The 16,723-nt window shown below is 73.1% G+C and carries 16 protein-coding genes; 7 read left to right on the forward strand and 9 right to left on the reverse strand.

What is annotated here, in order from left to right; translation table 11 throughout:
* Positions 1–39: 39 nt before the first annotated feature.
* The 7 genes from AB0M29_RS23170 (at position 40) to AB0M29_RS23200 (ending at position 8,263) form a co-directional block, all read left to right on the forward strand.
* Positions 40–1,068: a LacI family DNA-binding transcriptional regulator gene (locus AB0M29_RS23170; RefSeq protein WP_365385454.1), complete on the forward strand. Its 1,029-nt coding sequence runs from the start codon at positions 40–42 to the stop codon at positions 1,066–1,068.
* Entirely contained in the window at positions 1,065–3,233 is a 2,169-nt protein-coding gene (locus AB0M29_RS23175; protein ID WP_365385456.1) for an alpha-galactosidase, read from the forward strand. The genes AB0M29_RS23170 and AB0M29_RS23175 overlap by 4 nt, the downstream gene beginning before the upstream one ends.
* A gap of 42 nt (positions 3,234–3,275) precedes the next feature.
* Positions 3,276–3,728, forward strand: coding sequence for a DUF5990 family protein (locus AB0M29_RS23180; protein ID WP_365385458.1), 453 nt, complete (start codon positions 3,276–3,278; stop codon positions 3,726–3,728).
* A gap of 96 nt (positions 3,729–3,824) precedes the next feature.
* On the forward strand, positions 3,825–4,022 hold the full coding sequence (locus AB0M29_RS23185) for a DUF1918 domain-containing protein (protein ID WP_365385460.1): 198 nt from the start codon (positions 3,825–3,827) through the stop codon (positions 4,020–4,022).
* A 101-nt stretch (positions 4,023–4,123) separates the two neighbouring features.
* Positions 4,124–4,900 carry a hypothetical protein gene (locus AB0M29_RS23190; RefSeq protein WP_365385462.1) on the forward strand — a complete coding sequence of 259 codons (777 nt, stop codon included), beginning with the start codon at positions 4,124–4,126 and terminating at the stop codon, positions 4,898–4,900.
* A 197-nt stretch (positions 4,901–5,097) separates the two neighbouring features.
* Entirely contained in the window at positions 5,098–7,788 is a 2,691-nt protein-coding gene (locus AB0M29_RS23195) for a hypothetical protein (RefSeq protein ID WP_365385464.1), read from the forward strand.
* A gap of 265 nt (positions 7,789–8,053) precedes the next feature.
* Positions 8,054–8,263: a hypothetical protein gene (locus AB0M29_RS23200; protein ID WP_365385466.1), complete on the forward strand. Its 210-nt coding sequence runs from the start codon at positions 8,054–8,056 to the stop codon at positions 8,261–8,263.
* A 114-nt stretch (positions 8,264–8,377) separates the two neighbouring features.
* Here the strand turns inward: AB0M29_RS23200 and AB0M29_RS23205 are convergent, their stop codons facing one another.
* From AB0M29_RS23205 to AB0M29_RS23245, 9 genes are all read right to left on the reverse strand, one after another.
* Positions 8,378–10,030 carry a ubiquinol-cytochrome c reductase cytochrome b subunit gene (locus AB0M29_RS23205; protein ID WP_365385467.1) on the reverse strand — a complete coding sequence of 551 codons (1,653 nt, stop codon included), beginning with the start codon at positions 10,028–10,030 and terminating at the stop codon, positions 8,378–8,380.
* Positions 10,031–10,236: 206 nt separating this feature from the next.
* Positions 10,237–10,407 (reverse strand): hypothetical protein, encoded by a 171-nt coding sequence (locus AB0M29_RS23210; RefSeq protein ID WP_365385469.1) that lies wholly within the window; start codon positions 10,405–10,407, stop codon positions 10,237–10,239.
* A 22-nt stretch (positions 10,408–10,429) separates the two neighbouring features.
* Positions 10,430–10,786 carry a PRC-barrel domain-containing protein gene (locus AB0M29_RS23215; protein WP_365385471.1) on the reverse strand — a complete coding sequence of 119 codons (357 nt, stop codon included), beginning with the start codon at positions 10,784–10,786 and terminating at the stop codon, positions 10,430–10,432.
* 100 nt (positions 10,787–10,886) lie between these two features.
* Positions 10,887–12,491 (reverse strand): CYTH and CHAD domain-containing protein, encoded by a 1,605-nt coding sequence (locus AB0M29_RS23220; protein WP_365385473.1) that lies wholly within the window; start codon positions 12,489–12,491, stop codon positions 10,887–10,889.
* Positions 12,492–12,659: 168 nt separating this feature from the next.
* Positions 12,660–13,100 carry a hypothetical protein gene (locus AB0M29_RS23225; RefSeq protein WP_365385475.1) on the reverse strand — a complete coding sequence of 147 codons (441 nt, stop codon included), beginning with the start codon at positions 13,098–13,100 and terminating at the stop codon, positions 12,660–12,662.
* A gap of 128 nt (positions 13,101–13,228) precedes the next feature.
* Positions 13,229–14,314: a hypothetical protein gene (locus tag AB0M29_RS23230; RefSeq protein WP_365385477.1), complete on the reverse strand. Its 1,086-nt coding sequence runs from the start codon at positions 14,312–14,314 to the stop codon at positions 13,229–13,231.
* On the reverse strand, positions 14,311–15,225 hold the full coding sequence (locus AB0M29_RS23235; protein ID WP_365385478.1) for an ABC transporter ATP-binding protein: 915 nt from the start codon (positions 15,223–15,225) through the stop codon (positions 14,311–14,313). Before AB0M29_RS23235 ends, AB0M29_RS23230 begins: the two co-directional genes overlap by 4 nt.
* Positions 15,222–15,683, reverse strand: coding sequence for a GntR family transcriptional regulator (locus tag AB0M29_RS23240; RefSeq protein ID WP_365385480.1), 462 nt, complete (start codon positions 15,681–15,683; stop codon positions 15,222–15,224). The genes AB0M29_RS23235 and AB0M29_RS23240 overlap by 4 nt, the downstream gene beginning before the upstream one ends.
* Before the next feature lie 156 nt (positions 15,684–15,839).
* Positions 15,840–16,670 carry a slipin family protein gene (locus tag AB0M29_RS23245; protein WP_365385483.1) on the reverse strand — a complete coding sequence of 277 codons (831 nt, stop codon included), beginning with the start codon at positions 16,668–16,670 and terminating at the stop codon, positions 15,840–15,842.
* Between the last annotated feature and the right edge of the window lie 53 nt (positions 16,671–16,723).

Genomic DNA, 16,723 nt, shown 5'->3' on the forward strand with positions numbered 1-16,723 from the left:
CGGCGGCGGCCGCCGCACGGTTTGCGCGAAAGGTGGACGATGGCCACGAGCGAAGAGGTGGCACGACTCGCGGGGGTCTCCCGTGCGACGGTGTCGCGCGTCCTGTCGGGCACGGTGAAGGTCAGCGACGACACGCGCCGGCGGGTCGAGGCGGCTGCCGCCAGCCTGGGCTACGAGCCGGACGTGGCGGCGCAGAGCCTGTCGGGGGCGCGCTCCAGGACGATCGCGCTCGGCTTCTTCGCCAACGACGTATGGGCGCTGTCCCAGTTGACCCGGCCGCAGTACCACTTCCACCTCGACGTACTGCGCCACATCGAGGAGTCCGCGGGACAGGCGGGCTACGACCTGCTACTGCCCTCCCGGCCGTCCAGCACGGTCAGCGACAGCTACGTACGGCTGCTGCGTTCCCGCCGGGTGGCGGCCGCGATCATGGTCGCCTGCCCGCCGGGTGACGTAAGGACCCAGGCCCTGATCGAGTCGGGGCTGCCGACCGTCTTCATCGACGCGATCGGCCAGGGGCCGAAGGCGACGTTCGTGACGTCCGACAACACCGAGGGCGCGCGCCGGATCACCGAGCACCTGCTGGATCTCGGGCACCGGCGGATCGCCCGCGTGACCGGCACCGAGACCGATCCCTCGGGCCACGACCGGCTGACCGGGATCCGCCAGGCACTGGCCGCCCGCGGTGTCCCCGAGGACCCGGGGCTGGCCCGCAGATCGGACTGGTCGACCGAGGGGGCGTACCGCGAGATGCTCGATCTGCTGGCGGTACGGCGGGACTTCACCGCGGTCGTCGCCGAGAGCGACATGATGGCGATCGGCATCCTGCGCGCGCTGCACGAGCACGGCCTGCGGGTGCCCGAGGACGTGTCCGTGACCGGCTTCGACGACATCGACCTGTCGGCGTTCACCGGTCCGCCGCTGACGACCGTGCGGCAGAACGCGAAGGACATGGGGACCGAGGCCGTCAGCGCCCTCCTGCGGATCATGGAGGGCGAGACCGTGCCGCCGGTGGTGCTGCCCACCGAGGTGGTCGTGCGCCTGTCGACCGCGGCCCCGCGTTCATGACGGCGACGGGACGGCCCGGTGACGTGATCGTCCTCGCCGCGGCGGGCACCGCGCTGGTGCTGGACGCGACCGGGCCCGGGGTCCCCCGCGTCCTGCACTGGGGCGCCGATCTGGGGTCCGCGGACGGGCCTGGCGACCTCGCGCTGGCCACGCTCCCGGCCGCGCCCGTGGCCTCGGTCGACGCACCCGTCCTGCTGCGGCTCGTCCCGCAGCAGTCCGACGGCTGGGCAGGCCGGCCCGGCGTCGCGGCGGACCGGGAGGGCCGCTTCCCGCATCTGCGGCTGGAGCTGGTCCGGCTGTCCGGGGGCGCCGAGGCAGGTGGCCGGACCGGCGGCAGGCTGCTGATGGAGAGCCGCGACGCCGAGGCGGGCGTGTCGGTCACCACCGAGCTGCTCATGGAGCCGTCCGGTGTGCTGCGCCTGCGGCACGAGGTGCGCAACGACGGGCCGGGAGTCCTCGCCCTGGAGTCGGTCACCTGTGTGCTGCCGACCGGTGACACGGCGGCGGAGCTGCTCGACTTCGGCGGACGCTGGTCGGGTGAACGCGTACCGCAGCGCGGCCCGTTGCGGCACGGGGCGCATCTCAGGGAGTCCCGCCGCGGCCGTACCGGACACGACGCGACCGGTCTGCTGATCGCGGGCGAGGCGGGCTTCGGCTTCCGGCACGGCGCCCTCTGGGCGGTGCACGCGGGGTGGAGCGGCAACCATGTCCACTACGCCGAGAAGCCGCCGGACCACGGACCCGTGCTGGGAGCCGGAGAGCTCCTCACCGCGGGCGAGATCAGGCTGGCCCGGGGAGGGTCGTACCGCAGTCCGTGGGTCTGGTTCGCCTGGTCGGGCGACGGGCTCGACGGGCTCGCCGACCGGCTGCACCAGCGGCTGCGGGACCGGCCGCACCATCCCCGTACGCCACGGCCCGTCGTCCTCAACACCTGGGAGGCCGTCTACTTCGACCACCGGCTCGACACGCTCACCGCCCTCGCCGAGCGTGCCGGCCGCGTCGGGGTGGAGCGGTTCGTGCTGGACGACGGCTGGTTCACCGGCCGCCGCGACGACACCGCGGGACTGGGCGACTGGGCGGTCGACCCGGCCGTGTGGCCCGAGGGGCTGCACCCGCTGGTGAAGCGGGTGCGGGAGCTGGGCATGCAGTTCGGGCTGTGGGTCGAGCCGGAGATGGTGAACCCGGACTCCGACCTGGCCCGCGCGCACCCGGACTGGCTGCTGACCGCCCCCGGCCGCCCCGCGGTACCCCACCGCTCCCAGCAGGCGCTCGACCTGGCCAGGCCCGACGCGTACGCCTATGTCCTGGACCGGCTCTCCGCCCTGGTCGGCGAGTACGCGCTGGACTACCTGAAGTGGGACCACAACCGCGATCTGCTGGAGGCGGTGCACGGCGGTACGGCCGGTGTGCACGCCCAGACGCTGGCCGCCTACCGGCTCCTCGACGAGCTGCGCGCCCGGCACCCCGGCCTGGAGATCGAGTCGTGCGCGTCGGGCGGCGCCCGGATCGACTACGGCATCCTGGAGCGCACCGACCGGGTGTGGGCCTCCGACACCATCGACCCGCTGGAGCGGCAGGCGATCCAGCGCTGGACCGGACTGCTGGTGCCGCCCGAACTCCTCGGCTGCCATGTCGGCGCGGCCACCGCGCACACCACGGGCCGCACCACCGCGCTGGGCTTCCGGCTGGCCACCGCCCTGTTCGGGCACGCCGGGATCGAGTGGGACCTCACCGCCTGCACCGACGCGGAACTCGACCGGCTCGCCGCGTGGGTGCGGCTGCACAAACGGCTACGGCCCCTGCTGGCCACCGGCCGGAGCGTCCACGCGGACCACCCGGAGCCGCACACCTGGCTGCACGGCGTCGTCTCCGCCGACCGCGGGCACGCGGTGTTCAGCCTCGTCCAACTCGCGAGCGCCGCCGACTCCGTCCCCGCCCGCCTGCGCTTTCCCGGCCTGGACCCGGTCGCCCTGTACACCGTCTCGGTCTGCCCCGAGATCGGCCTGCCCAGCGGCTTCCCGCCCCGGCCCGTCCCCTGGCTCACCCATGGATCCGTCCGCCTGACCGGATCGGAGCTGGCCACCGTCGGCCTGGCCGCTCCCCTGCTCGACCCGGCGCAGGCCGTGGTCCTCGAACTCCTGGCGGCCCCTCCCACCGGCACCTGATCCGGCAAGGGGCCGCCGGTCGCCGCGTGCCACCATGGCGGCATGCTGCTCCGTATCGAAGGCTACGACCTGCCGGGACGCCGCTGCGGGCCCGGACCTGACTTCCCCGGCGCCCAGAACATCCATGTCGCGGTGCAACGCAAGGACAAGCCGGCCGAGTTGCTCGACGTGCAGCCGGGGGACGCGGACGCCGTGGAGTGGGACCTGGAGTGCGAGCCCTTCACCGACGCCGACGGGGTCCTGACACTGCGCGGCCGCTACATCCAGAACCGGCTGGGCGGGCGCTTCGTCTACCTCTCCTGGGGTGAGGTCGCCGCGGACGGCACCTTCACCATGTTCCGGCGGGCCAAACTCCTCCTTTCGGGGGTCGCACCGGAGGTCATGGCCGCGGCGGTCGAGCGCGGCACCCTGCTGGGCAGGATCGGCCTGACCGACGCCAAGGGGAACCCGGCGTGCGCCACGACGGCCCTGCGGTGGAGCGCACCGAACGGCTGAGAGGTTCCGGACCCGCGACCGGAGGCGGGGACGGCCCGACTCCTTAGACTGGTGGGAGACGAGTCGACCGTCTGCTACGGAAGGAGGTCGGTTCGGATGCACGCCAGCAAGGGTGATCAGTTGCGGCTGCACGGCCGTGTCGTGGGACAGCACGACCGGCTCGCGGACGTCATCGACGTGCTCGGCACCGAGGGCGAGCCGCCGTACCGGGTCAGGTTCGAGGACGGCCACGAGGCGATCGTCTCGCCGGGTCCTGACTCCGTGGTCCAGCACAAGACGGCACCGGGGGCGTAGCGGCGGCAGGTGGCCTGACCGACGCCACATCGCTCACAGAAGCATCCGTACGCTCCGGCGTGCACACCCGCCGCAGCGTGATGCGGATGCCACCATTCCGTATGCGCATTTCGGAGTGGTACCACCGGGAGATCATCGATCCCGGGAAGCAGCCGCTGCTCTTCGTCTTCATCGGGCTGCTCGGCGCCTTCCTCTTCATCAGGATCAGCGTCCGGATGATCCGGTCCGAGGTGTCGTGGTGGCCCAAGAACGTCGAGTCGTCGGGCGGTCTGCACATTCACCACGTGGTGTTCGGCATCGTCTTCATGATCATCTCGGGCTTCGGGCTGGCGTCGCCCGCCGGGGACAACCGGCCCTGGGGCGAGATCCTCGGGGCCCTCTTCGGCATCGGGACCGCCCTCGTCCTCGACGAGTTCGCGCTCGTCCTCCATCTGCAGGACGTCTACTGGTCGGAAGAGGGCCGGTTGTCCGTGGACACCGTGGTGCTGGGGGCTGCCGCCTGCGGGCTGCTGCTCGTGGGCGCGGCGCCCTTCGGGGCGGATGACACGTCCACGAACGGCGAGCCGGCCTCCGGCTGGTCCTACGCCGTCACCATCGGCTTCAACGCCTGCCTCGTCCTCATCACGCTGAGCAAGGGCAAGGCGTTCACCGGCCTGATCGGCATCATGGTGCCGCTCTTCGCCCTCGTCGGCGCCATCCGCCTCGCCCGCCCCGATTCCCCCTGGGCGCACCGGTTCTACAAGGACGGCAGCCGCAAGCAGCGGCGGGCGCTGGCCCGCGGGCAGCGGGAGGGCTGGCGCCGCAACGTCCGGATCAAGGTCTACAACGCGGTCGCGGGCCGCCCCTCTCAGCCCGATCCGCCGGCACCCTCGGAGTAGGTCCTCCCGGACGGGCCGGCGGGTGGACATCGCACCCCGCCGATGGCAGTACTCTCTTGATCCTCACGCCGCCCCCACCGTGTCTCCGGCCGGGAACAGCCGTGTGAGCCCCGGCAGATCGGCCCGCTGCCGGCGACGTCCCAGGACGTCAGGGGGACACGGGCCGACCACCAGCGCGGCGCAAGGGACGGGATCGAGTGGACGACCACGACGGCACGGGCATACCCGCCGACACCAACAACGCGGCGGCCCCCGCCCCCGCACCCCAACCGGCCCCCGCCGGCCGGTCCACGGCACCAGCAGCCGACACCACGTCAGCGGCCGAGGGAACGGATTCGGGGACTGCCGGGGCCGCGGGGCGCGCGGGCAGCGCGGGCAGCGCGGGCAGCGCGGGCAGCGCGGGCAGCGCGGGCAGCGCGGAGACGGCGCAGGCGGGTGCCGTGCGGGACGGCCAGCCGAAGAAGCGGGCGGCCGGTGCCGCAACCAGGAAGACGGCGGCTGCCGCAACGGGCGCCAAGCGCACCGCGGCGCAGGCGAAGAAGGCCGCCGGGACCGTGGCCGCCGCGCGAGCGGCCGAGGTGCAGGACGGCAAGGCCGCGCCTGCGAAGGCGGCAACCGCTGCACAGCAGCAGGAGACCGCCGACGGCGATGACGGCGCGGCTGCCGTCGAAGGGGCAGGGGAGCCTGCGGCCGCCGCAGGGGCGGCTGTCGTGCAGGACAGCCAGCCGAAGAAGCGGGCGGCCACCAACGGGCGGGCCGCGACCGGGAAAACGGCGACTGCGGCACCGGGCGCCAAGCGCACGGCAGCGCAGGCGCAGAAGGCCGCCGGGGCCTCGGCTGCCGCGCGAGGGGCTGAGGTGCGGGAGGGCGAGCCAACGCAGGTCGCGAAGGACGCCGCGGAGGCGACGGCCGTGCAGGACCGTAAGCCGACGAAGCAGGCGGCGGCCAACACCCGAGGCGCGGCTGCGAAGACGGCTGCTGCGGCACCGGGCGCCAAGCGCACGGCAGCGCAGGCGAAGAAGTCCGCCGGGACCGTGGCTGCCGCGCAAGCAGCTGAGGCGGGGGAAGGCGAGGCCGGACAGGCCGTGGACACCAACGGCCAGGCCGCACCTGGCAAGACGACGGCTGCCGCACCGGGCGCCAAGCGAACCTCGGCGCGGGCGAAGAAGACCACCGCCCGGACCGCACCCGCGACGCAAGCAGCTGAGGCGGGGGAAGGCGAGGCCGGACAGGTCCGGGACGCCAACGGCCAGGTTGCGCCTGGCGAGACGGCGGCTGCGGCACCGCGCGCGAAGCGCACCGCGGCGCAGGCGAAGAAGACCACCGCCCGGACCGCGCCCGTGGCGCGAGCGGGTGAGGCGCGGGACGGCGAGGCCGGGCAGGCCGTGGACGCCAACGGCCAGGCCGCGCCTGGCGAGACGGCGGCTGCGGCACCGCGCGCCGGGGGCGCGGCGGAGGCGGGTGCCGCCGGGCGCGGACGGGCGAAGAAGCGGACCACGCCCGCGAAGGCGGCGGCGCAGGTGAGGAAGACCGCCGGGGGCGGGGCCCCGGGGGGCGGGGTGGGGTTGGATGGGGTGTTGCGGGGGCGGGGGGCGCTGGGGGTTGAGGCGGGGCTCGCGGTGTTCAAGGGGTCGCTGTTGGGGCTGGCGGCGGCGCATCATGGCGGCGAGGTGCGGGGGGACCACCGGCCCGCGGCGGTGCTGGTGACGGCGGAGGGCACGGTCGCCCTGGCGGCGCCGCAGGCGGCCGCGGACGCGGACGCGGCGGCGGCGTACACCGCGCCCGAGCGGTGGGCCGGGGGGCCGGCGTCGGCGGCGGGTGATCTGTATGCGGCGACGGCGGTGCTGTGCGAGTGCCTGACTGGCGCGCCGCCGTACGAGGGGCCGGGCGCGGCGGAGTGGGCCGCGCAGCACGCCGAGGCGCCGGTGCCGGTGGAAGCCCTGCCGGAGCCGGTGAGGCCGCTGGTCGTACGGGGGTTGGCGAAGGATCCGCAGGAGCGTCCGTACGCGGGGGACTTCCTGGCGGAGCTGGAGGCCGTCGCCGTAGGGGCGTACGGGAAGGACTGGGAGGAGCGGGGGCGGCGGGAACTGGCCGCTGAGGTCGGCGCGTTGCTGGCTCCGCCGCCACCGCCACCGCCCGCGGCCGCGCCCCTCGTCGTCCCGCTGAAGACGGACGTCCCGCCGGTCGCGACGGCGGGCGACGACGACGGCCGCGAGCCGCGGTTCGGACGGCGCGCCAAGATACTGGCCGTCATCGCCGCGGCGGCCGTCGCCGCCACCGTGGCCGTCACGGCCGTGGCCTCGGGCAGCGACGGCGACTCCGCCACCGCCCGGCCCACCGCCTCGGCGGTCACGCAGCCCGCGGCGGACCCGGCCACCACAGCGGCCACCGCCACGCCGACGACAAGCCCGTCACCGTCGCCGACCACGGCCTCCCCGTCCCCGGCGAAGCCTTCGGCGACAGCGACCACGCACGTCCCGCGCACCCCGTCGGCGAGCCCGACGGTGGCGCCGACGCCCACCGCGACCACTCCCCCGGTGACCGGCGCGCCGGTCACCGGCCCGCATGTGGCCTCCGTCGCCGTCACCAGCTTCACCTGCTCCACGGGCAACCACCGGACGGCGACCGCCACGGTGCTGGTGCGCTACGACGGGACCGCGGCGGGCACGCTCCACCTCACCTGGTGGCGCAGCGCCACGGGCGGCCCGCAGGGCGCGCTGACGAAGCCGCAGCAGATCGCGCGGTTCCCCAAGGGCTCGCAGAGCTACACCTTCACCGACAGCTTCACCTTCACGGCCGACAGCCATCACCCGTACGTCGGCCTGACCGTCTCCACCTCCCCGGGCGCGGCCTCGGGCGACGGCTCGTACGGCGTCGGCTGCCACTGACACCGGCAGACCTCCGTGCTTCCCGCTGCGACGGTCGGCGGGAGGCACGGAGCGGGCACCGCTTCACGCGCGACACGAGTGGTAACACTGTGCGTAACTGTGGTCGCGGTGCGTAGGCGATGCTTAGATGCTCACATAAGGGCGTTTTGCCGACAAAGGTGGCGTTTGCCCCCTCGGCATCCCTGGAGGTGACGTCGTGGCGCGCATGCCTGCCTGGTTTCGCCGGAGGCGATCTCAACCGGCGCCGTACGGGTTGCTGCTGCCCGTGGCGCGGGTCGCGACCCGGACCGCGGCGGACGAGGTCCAGCGGTTCCTCGACGTCGTGGGGATCCGCTCCACCACGGCGCCCTGTCCCGAACGGTCCAATGCCGCCGCACCCGTGCGGTGGCGCTTCCAGGTGCTGGTCTTCGCCGAGGACGTCTCGCGCGCCAGGCTGCTGGTGGACCAGTGGACCCGGCCGGTCGGCACGCCGTGACACCGATGACACCGTGACACCGATGACCTGAGGCCCTGGCTCCGTCGGAGCCAGGGCCTCAGGTCATCAGGTCGGCAAGGCGACAGATCGACAGGGCCTCAGCCCCGCGACCCGTCAGTGGTGGCCACTGGTCGTCTCGTTGTACTCCTCGGCCGTCGGCTTCGCGATCTGCCCGCTCTCACCGAAGTAGCTCTCGGAGAGCCGGACGCGGAACTTGGTGAGCCGGCTCACCTTCCGCTCCACGCCGTTCTCGTCCACCGAGGGCGGCAACTCGGCGGGCTGGTACTGCTTGTGGGCGGTGAGCATGTGGACCTGGGTCTGCGACAGCGGGTGGTGCACCTCGACGTAGGCCCCGTACGGCAGGCGCTCGATGATCCCGCTCTCGTGGCCGTGCAGCACCTTGTCCTTGTCCCTGCGCTGCAGGCCGAGGCAGAGGCGTTTGGTGAAGACGAAGACGATCGGTGGCACGACGAAGATGCCGATCCGTACGGCCCAGGTGATCGAGTTGAGCGACAGTGAGAAGTGGGTGGCCAGCAGGTCGTTGCCGCCACCGGCGAGCAGGACCATGTAGAGCGCGATCCAGGCGGCGCCGAAGCCGGTACGGATGGGGGCGTTCCGCGGGCGGTCCAGGATGTGGTGCTCGCTCTTGTCGCCGGTCACCCACGACTCGATGAACGGATACGCCCACAACGCGCCCAGCACCAGCGGGAAGACCACCAGCGGGATGAACACCCCGAGTACCAGGGTGTGGCCCCAGGCACGGATCTCCCAGCCCGGCATGATGCGCAGCAGACCTTCGGAGTAGCCCATGTACCAGTCGGGCTGGGCGTCGGTGGACACCTGGTCGGCGCGGTAGGGGCCGTACGCCCAGATCGAGTTGACCGAGGCCACCGACGCCATCACGCAGATGACGCCGAAGACCAGGAAGAAGAAGCCGCCCGCCTTGGCCATGTAGATCGGCAGCAGCGGCATGCCGACCACGTTCCTGTTGGTCTTGCCCGCACCCGCGAACTGCGTGTGCTTGTGGTAGAAGACCAGCATCAGGTGCGCCACCAGCAGCCCCGCCATGATGCCCGGGATCAGCAGCACATGGACGGTGAACAGCCGCGGGATGATGGCGCTGCCGGGGAACTCGCCGCCGTACACGAACATCGACAGATAGCTGCCCACGATCGGGACCGACAGGATCGCGCCCTCCATGAAGCGCAGACCGGTGCCGGAGAGCAGGTCGTCGGGGAGCGAGTAGCCCATGAAGCCGTCGAACATGCCGAGGATCAGCAGCGTGGCGCCGATGAGCCAGTTCAGCTCGCGCGGCTTGCGGAAGGCGCCCGTGAAGAAGATCCGCATCATGTGCACGAGCATCGCGCCGACGAACACCAGCGCGGCCCAGTGGTGGACCTGCCGCATGAGCAGGCCGCCGCGGACCTCGAAGCTGATGTGCATGGTGGAGGCGTACGCCTCCGACATCGTGACACCGTTCAGCGGCGTGTACGGGCCGTGGTAGACGACCTCGCCCATGCTCGGCACGAAGAACAGGGTGAGCCACACGCCCGTCAGGATGATGATGACGAACGAGTAGAGCGCGATCTCGCCGAGCATGAAGGACCAGTGGTCCGGGAAGATCTTGCGCAGGTTGGACCGCGCGAGGGCGTAGAGGCCCGTGCGCCCGTCGGCCCAGCGCGCGGCGGCCTGCCCCGCGGCGGCGGCCTTGCTGCTCGGGCCGCCGGGTGTCCCGGTGCCCCGCGGGGCGTCGGTCGTGGTGGTCACGCGCACCACCCCCCGCGGACGAATCCCTGACGCACTACGTCTTCACCAAGCACCACGGACAGCCTTCTCACGGTGGGTAATCCAGTCATTACGGTGAGTATGCTGCCGCGTGCCCGGCCCGTACGCACGCTCATCCCGCCGCGCCGCCTACGCGTGTCGTGACCGCGCCCAGGACGACCGGCCCGCCCGGAGCGGCGTCCGGCGGGTCAGCGGACGGGACGGCGGCGGGCGCCGCGCCGCAGGCGCAGTGCGCCCAGCGCGAGCGCGCCCACGAAGACGAGGACGCCGATGACCAGCAGATAGAGCAGCCCCTTGGCGACCGCGCCGATGAGGCCGAGGACGAATGCCAGCAGAATCAAGGCCAGGACCCAGACCATGGTCGAACCCTCCCGTTCGGGGTCAGGGGCGGGCCAGGCGGCGCTCGCCGCGCGCGCCGGGCACGTACTCCAGCTTGTAGTGCGCGAAGACCTCCGGTTCCTGCTCCGCGGCCAGCACCCCGTCGGTGTCGATCGCCGGGGCCTCCTTGACCAGCGCCTTGGGGAACGCGACCCGCACATAGCCGGGACCGACGACGGCGCCGGTCAGCGGCACGAACACCAGCCGGTGGCGGGTCGGCAGCCCGGTGGTCACCGTCGCGAAGAACGGCTCGTCGCTGACCGTGTCCACGTAGATCGATTCCAGCCTGCCGATCCGCTTGCCTTCCTCGTCCACGACATCATGCTCACGCCACTCCCGGATGTCGGCGATCTCGATCACCCACGCACCTCCGATGCCGTTGGTCGCTCTCCATCCTGCGCCCGCCCCTCACCCACCGCTACGGGGAGCGACCGGACGTGGGATCCGCTGGTCATGGCCGTCAGCCGAACCGGGTCAGCCGAGGGGCGCGGGCCCGGTGGCCGAGACGGGTCACCTTGCGGGACGCGGCGGCCATGCGGTCGGCCTGCGCCGCGTGCAGCAGCCCGTAGCCGAAGGTGTCCGCGCCCCGCTGGTGGGCTTCGCGCGACAGGGACACCAGGGCGCGGCGGGCGACGGCGGCGTCCTGGTGGTCGCCGAGCACCTGCTGCAGTGCCTTGGTGCGCTCGCGCAGCTTCGCGGCCCGCTTGCCGCCGTAGCCGAGCGCCGTCTCCGCGGTGTGCCGGGCACGCCGGGCCGCCTTGCGTGCCTCGTGCAGGGCCTTCTCGCGCGCGGGCCCCTTGTCGGCGTGCTCCGCGGCGGCCAGCCGCTTCGCCAGGCGCCGCCGGTCGCGTTCCGCGGCCTTGCGCAGCTGCTCGACGGCGGGCTCGCGCGCCCCGCGCCGTAGCGGCGGGTCGTCGAGCAGGCCCTCCAGGGCGTCCAGCAGCGCGAAGTAGCGGGCGCTGTCGAGGGTGGCGACGGCGGTGCGCCAGGCGGCGTCGTGCCGGGTGGTCTGCTGCTCCCGCACCCGGCCGGTCAGCCCCTTGAGCGCGGAGCGCAGGTCCGGATCCCGGCTGCGGCGGCGCAGCCGGGCGGCCTGCCGGGGAAGCCGTTCGCCGAGCACCTCCTGGTCGCGGGCGTCCGCCAGGACGCCGGTCAGCCAGTGCAGTTCTGCGGCCACCGGGTCGGTACGGGACCGGTCCAGGACCCGGCGCTGGCCGCGCAGGGCGTTGCGCAAGCGGCGGGTCGCCGAGCGCATGCGGTGCAGCGCGTCGGGCGCGTCCACGCGGGTGCCGGGGTCGGCCCGCAGCAGTTCGCTGACCTGTTCGCGCAGCCGGTTCATCGCCGCCTCGCCCGCCGAGCCCGCGCGGACCCGGGCGCCGCGCCGGTCCTTGCCGCCGCGGACGGCGGCGAGTTCGTCGGCGAGCGCGCGGTCGAGCTTGCGCGGGGTCGCGGCGGGGTGCCAGCCCGCAGCCTTCATACGGCGGGCGGCGGCGTCGAGCAGTTCGGTGCCCGCGTCGGCCAGCTCGACCTCGACCTCGGACCACTGGGTGATCCGCGTACGGGTGCCCGCGTCACCCGAACCGCTCTCGGCCCGCCGCCGCTGCGGCTGCCGCGGGTCCAGCGTCTGGGCGGCCACGGCGTCCTGGGCCACCTCGGCCAGGCAGCGGCCGCGCTTGTCCAGCAGCAGGTGGCGGCGGCGGTGGGTGCGCAGATGCGCGACGGGCACCAGCGGGCGGCCTCGGGCGTACGCGGCGGTCCTGCGCAGCAGTTCGCCGGGGACGGCGCCGTTCCTGCCCGCCTTCAGCGGGGCGTGCACCTCGATGCGTTCGGGTCCCTCTCCTGGGAGCTTGGCGTGCCAGCCGCTGTCATGACCGCCGTCGCGGCGGCGCAGGGTGACGCCGTGCGTGAGCAGGTGCAGTTCGGCGGTGTCGTAGTAGATGGCGTCGAGTTCCTCGGACGCCTCCTCCCGCACCCGGGCCACGGCGGCGAGCCGTCCGAGGTCCTGCGGGTCGAAGAGTCCGGTTCCCTCGAACGTGGCCTCGCGTTCGGAGTGGACTGTGGTCATACTCTTCGGCTGCCCCTGACCGGGCCGGGCATTCGCCGGACCCGCGCTCGTACGGGCCCGTCCGTCGGCCGGTCCCGGGGGCCCCGGACACACGGCGGAACCGCGTCGGCGACACCACCCGTGTCCGGGGGTGTCGCCGACGCGGTCCGCCGTCTCCGTGGGCCGGTCTCAGTGGCCGAAGTGCAGCCGGTGCCGGTGGCGGTGGGTGGCGGGCTTGGTCGTGACCGTGGTGGGCTCGTCGGCGGTGTCGTCGCCCGCGGCGGCGCTCCGGTCGGCGAAGGCGTTCTGGCCACCGAAGGCGTTGCGGTCGCCGAAGGCGTCACGGTGGGCGACCGGCCGGTCGTCGGCGGGCGCCGACGACCGGGCCTCGCGCAGCGCCGCCCTGCGGCGGCGGGCCAGGGTGCCACCACCGGCCATCATGGCGAGGCCGAGGCTGAACACCAGTGCCAGGGCGAGTCCCGCCACGAAGATCGACAGGCTGTTCATGGTGGCGAGGTGATGTCCGAGAATCGTCGCACTGTAGTCCGGTCCGCCGGAGCGGTTGTCGGTGATCAGCAGCCCGGCGAAGGCGCCACTCGCGCCCAGGAGGAGAAGTCCCAGCAGCAGCATCGTGTCCGTCCTTCCATGACGCTTGGGGCCTTGTTGTCATCGTCCGGCTACCCCGCGAGGTCCGCGGGTAACGCGTTCGCGCCCATTCCCGCGCCCCCGCGCGCGCTCCTCGCCCCCTCCGGCGCCGCTCAGCCCGCGCTGAGGCTGGTGCGGCGCACCAGCAGCCAGAGGGCGGCGAGGGCGAGCACGCCGAGGGACAGGTAACCGGTGGCCAGGATGAGGTGGAAGTCGCCAATACGGCTGGCGGGTTGGTACTGCACGAAGGTCAGGAAGTGGTGGCGCACCATGCAGTCCGGGAGGCTGCCCGGGCCCAGGTCGGGGCAGACGGCGCGCAGCCGGGTGTAGTCGAGGGCGTGCCGGGAGGAGTCGTAGAGGTTCGTCACCCGGTCGGCGCCGACCGAGATACCGCCCTTGATCCGCAGGTCGTTGATGCCCAGGGCGCCGCCCGGGTCGTCCGGAGCGCCGACCGCCTGGAAGCGGCTCATCGGGGTCATGAGGGTCGGGTAGCGCCATTCGACGAAGTAGAGCAGCCCGATGAAGCCCACGATGACCGCGACCGCGGCGGGCAGCACCCGTCTGACGGCGGCGCCGAGCGCGAGGCCGATCGCGAACCAGCAGAGACCGGCGGCGAGCGGGAGCATGCCGGAGTCGAGGAACATGGAGCCGGAGAACAGGCCCCCGGCGCTGACGTCGGCCATCGCGTGCGCCACCCGGGTGGAGGCGACGGAGAACGCCGTGGTCAGCGCCGCCACCACGAGGCCGAGCACCGCCACTTTGGTCCACAGCCACCGCATCGGCGAGACGTCCTGGCTCCAGGCGAGCAGCAGCGTGCGCTGCTCGTGCTCCCTGGCCAGCAGCGGGACGCCGAGGAACATGCCGATCAGCAGCGGCAGGAACTCCACGAACTGCAGCAGGTCGTTGGCGATCCTGAACGGGCCGAAGCTGGCGGTCAGCCGGGCCTCCTGGACACTGCTGTCCGGGCACATCGTGTCGTGGCACTGGTGGTAGATGGACATCAGGTCGGACGCCAGATAGGTCATCCATCCGGCGAGGGCGGCGGTCAGGACGACCGAGCCGATCAGCGCCCAGCGGTGCTGACGCCAGGTCAGCCAGAGCAGTCCGGCCAGGCCGCCGCCCTGTCCGGCGTCCGGGCCCGCGCTCTCGCGGCGCTCCGACCGCCGCGCGGACAGCGGAGGGTGGGTGAGTGGGCTCATGCTGCTTCCTCCACGCTCTGGCGCGCCTTTCCCGACGACTTGAGGTAGGTGAAGACCAGGTCTTCGAGGGAGAGCGGCTGGGCGCTCCAGCCGGGGGCGACCACGGGCGGCGCGCCGGCCTCGACGGGCGTCCGCACGATGAAGGTCGACTGCCGTCCGGTGTGCTGCGCCGACACCACGGTGCCCGGGCCCGGCGGCTGGTCGGCGCGCGGACCGGAGAGCCGGGTGTGGCCGGCGAGCAGGTCGTCGACGTCGCCGGTGAGGATGGGGTGGCCCGCGGCGAGCAGCAGCAAGTGGTCGCTGACCCCGGCCAGTTCGGCGACGATGTGGGTCGACAGCATGACGGTCATGCCCGTCTCGGCGGCCTCCGCCATCAGTTCGCCGGTCACCTCGGTACGCGCCACCGGGTCGAGGTTGGACAGCGGTTCGTCGAGCAGCAGCAGTTCCGGGCGGGTGCCGAGGGCGACCGCGAGGGCGACCTGCGCCCGCTGGCCTCCGGAGAGCCGTCCGCAGCCGCGGTCCAGGGGGACGTCGAAGCGGGCCAGCCAGGACAGCGCGCGCCGCTGGTCCCAGACGCGGTTGGTGCTCCGGCCGAAGCGCAGCATGTCCGCGACGCTGAAGTCCCGGTAGAGCGGCTTGTCCTGGGCGAGCAGTGCGACCCGGCAGGCGGACTCGTCCGCCCTCCTGCCCCCCTTCGCGACCGGGCGGCCGCCGACCAGCAGCGAGCCGCCGGTAGCCGGCAGCATGCCGCTGATGATGCTCATCAGCGTGGACTTTCCCGCCCCGTTGGCCCCGACGAGCGCGATGACGCGGTTCGCGGGCAGCTGGAAGCTGCACTCGCGCAGCGCCCACACCTGGCCGTAGCGCCTGCTCACCTCGCGTGCCTCCACGGCGATCGGCTCGTCGCTCACGCGGCCCCTCCCTCTTCCCGCGTTCCGGCGTCCGCCGCCGGCCGCTCTCCCGGCGGGGTGCCGCCCGCCCGCATCATCCGCAGGGTGTCCTCGGCGATCACCGAGGCGATCAGCGCCTGCACGTCCTCGTCCTCGAGACCGGCCTCCCGGGCCTGCCCGAGCCAGCGGGCCAGTCCGCCGCGCAGCCGCGCCATCACATGCGGGTCCGCCCCGCCGAGCGACCCGCTGACGAAGGTGCCCGCCCCCTGCCGCGCCTCGACCAGCCCGGACAACTCCAGTTCCCGGTAGGCCTTCAGCACCGTGCTCGGGTTGACCGTGCACGAGGTCACCACGCTGCGCACCGTCGGCAGCTGGTCCCCCGGGTGCAGCAGCCCCATCCGCAGCGCCTCGCGCACCTGCCGCACCAACTGCGCGTACGCCGGAACGCTGCTGGACCTGTCGACGTGGAAATCGATCACGTCATGTCCCTCTCCCTGCCAGAGCAAATTGTTTCGCTTAAGTAGAACACCAGTCAACCATTACGGCAAGGCAGGGGCAGGGACGGGGCGGTGGGAGGGTCCGCGGGGGGCGGCCGAAAGGCCGGCGGGAGCAGCCGGAGCGGTGGTCGGGGACGCTCAGTGAGCGTCGTCCGAGTCGCCGCGGCGCAGCGGCGTCGGTTCGGGGGCCGGGGCGAGGGCCGTGGGGGTGGCCGGGGGCTTGGGCGCGGCGCCGGTCCTGGATACCGCGCCCCGGCTCTCCTCCGAGACGAAGCGGGAGATCGCGCTCGCGCTGTCCAGCAACTGGGCCGGGAAGACGATCGTGCTGTTCTTCTCGGCGGCGATCTCGGCCAGGATCTGCAGGTTACGCAGCTGGAGCGCGATCGGGTGCTCGGCGATGACATCGGCGGCCTCGGCCAGCCGTCCGGCGCTCAGCGCCTCGCCCTCCGCGGCGATGATCTTGGCGCGCTTCTCCCGCTCGGCCTCGGCCTGGCGGGCCATCGCCCGCTGCATGGACACCGGCAGCTCGATGTCCTTCAGTTCGACGAGGAGGACATAGACGCCCCATTGCTGGGTGGTGCGGTCGAGGATCTCGCGGATGGCCAGGTTGAGCGTCTGGGTGTCGGTGAGCACCTGGTCGAGCAGCGAGCGGCCGACGATGTTGCGGACCGTGGTCTGGGCGATCTGGCCGACGGCGTCGGAGACGTTCTCGATCTCGACGATCGACTTCACCGCGTCGGAGCGCCGGTAGTACGCGACGGCGGCCACGCCGATCGAGACGTTGTCCTGGGTGATCACCTGCTGGGAGGGCACCGGCATGGTCACCGTACGGAGGCTGACCTTCCACATGCGGTCGGTCAGCGGGATCATGAAATGGATGCCGGGCTTGCAGACCCCGCGCAGGCGGCCCAGCCGGAAGACCACCCCGCGCTCGTACTGCCGCACCACGGCGACTCCCAGATTCGGCATGGCGTTCCGCCTCCTCAGGTCTGCCCTCGCATCCCCCTTCCTCCAGCATCCCT

The organism is Streptomyces sp. NPDC051976 (genome assembly GCF_040680795.1).
In the GTDB taxonomy this organism is placed as follows: domain Bacteria; phylum Actinomycetota; class Actinomycetes; order Streptomycetales; family Streptomycetaceae; genus Actinacidiphila.

Excerpts from the sequence above, each read along its gene's own strand:
- AB0M29_RS23170 (WP_365385454.1), top strand. The coding sequence starts at position 40 with ATGGCCACGAGCGAAGAGGTGGCACGACTCGCGGGGGTCTCCCGTGCG.
- AB0M29_RS23175 (WP_365385456.1), top strand. The coding sequence starts at position 1,065 with ATGACGGCGACGGGACGGCCCGGTGACGTGATCGTCCTCGCCGCGGCG.
- AB0M29_RS23180 (WP_365385458.1), top strand. The coding sequence starts at position 3,276 with ATGCTGCTCCGTATCGAAGGCTACGACCTGCCGGGACGCCGCTGCGGG.
- AB0M29_RS23185 (WP_365385460.1), top strand. The coding sequence starts at position 3,825 with ATGCACGCCAGCAAGGGTGATCAGTTGCGGCTGCACGGCCGTGTCGTG.
- AB0M29_RS23190 (WP_365385462.1), top strand. The coding sequence starts at position 4,124 with ATGCGCATTTCGGAGTGGTACCACCGGGAGATCATCGATCCCGGGAAG.
- AB0M29_RS23210 (WP_365385469.1), bottom strand. The coding sequence starts at position 10,407 with ATGGTCTGGGTCCTGGCCTTGATTCTGCTGGCATTCGTCCTCGGCCTC.
- AB0M29_RS23220 (WP_365385473.1), bottom strand. The coding sequence starts at position 12,491 with ATGACCACAGTCCACTCCGAACGCGAGGCCACGTTCGAGGGAACCGGA.
- AB0M29_RS23225 (WP_365385475.1), bottom strand. The coding sequence starts at position 13,100 with ATGCTGCTGCTGGGACTTCTCCTCCTGGGCGCGAGTGGCGCCTTCGCC.
- AB0M29_RS23230 (WP_365385477.1), bottom strand. The coding sequence starts at position 14,314 with ATGAGCCCACTCACCCACCCTCCGCTGTCCGCGCGGCGGTCGGAGCGC.
- AB0M29_RS23245 (WP_365385483.1), bottom strand. The coding sequence starts at position 16,670 with ATGCCGAATCTGGGAGTCGCCGTGGTGCGGCAGTACGAGCGCGGGGTG.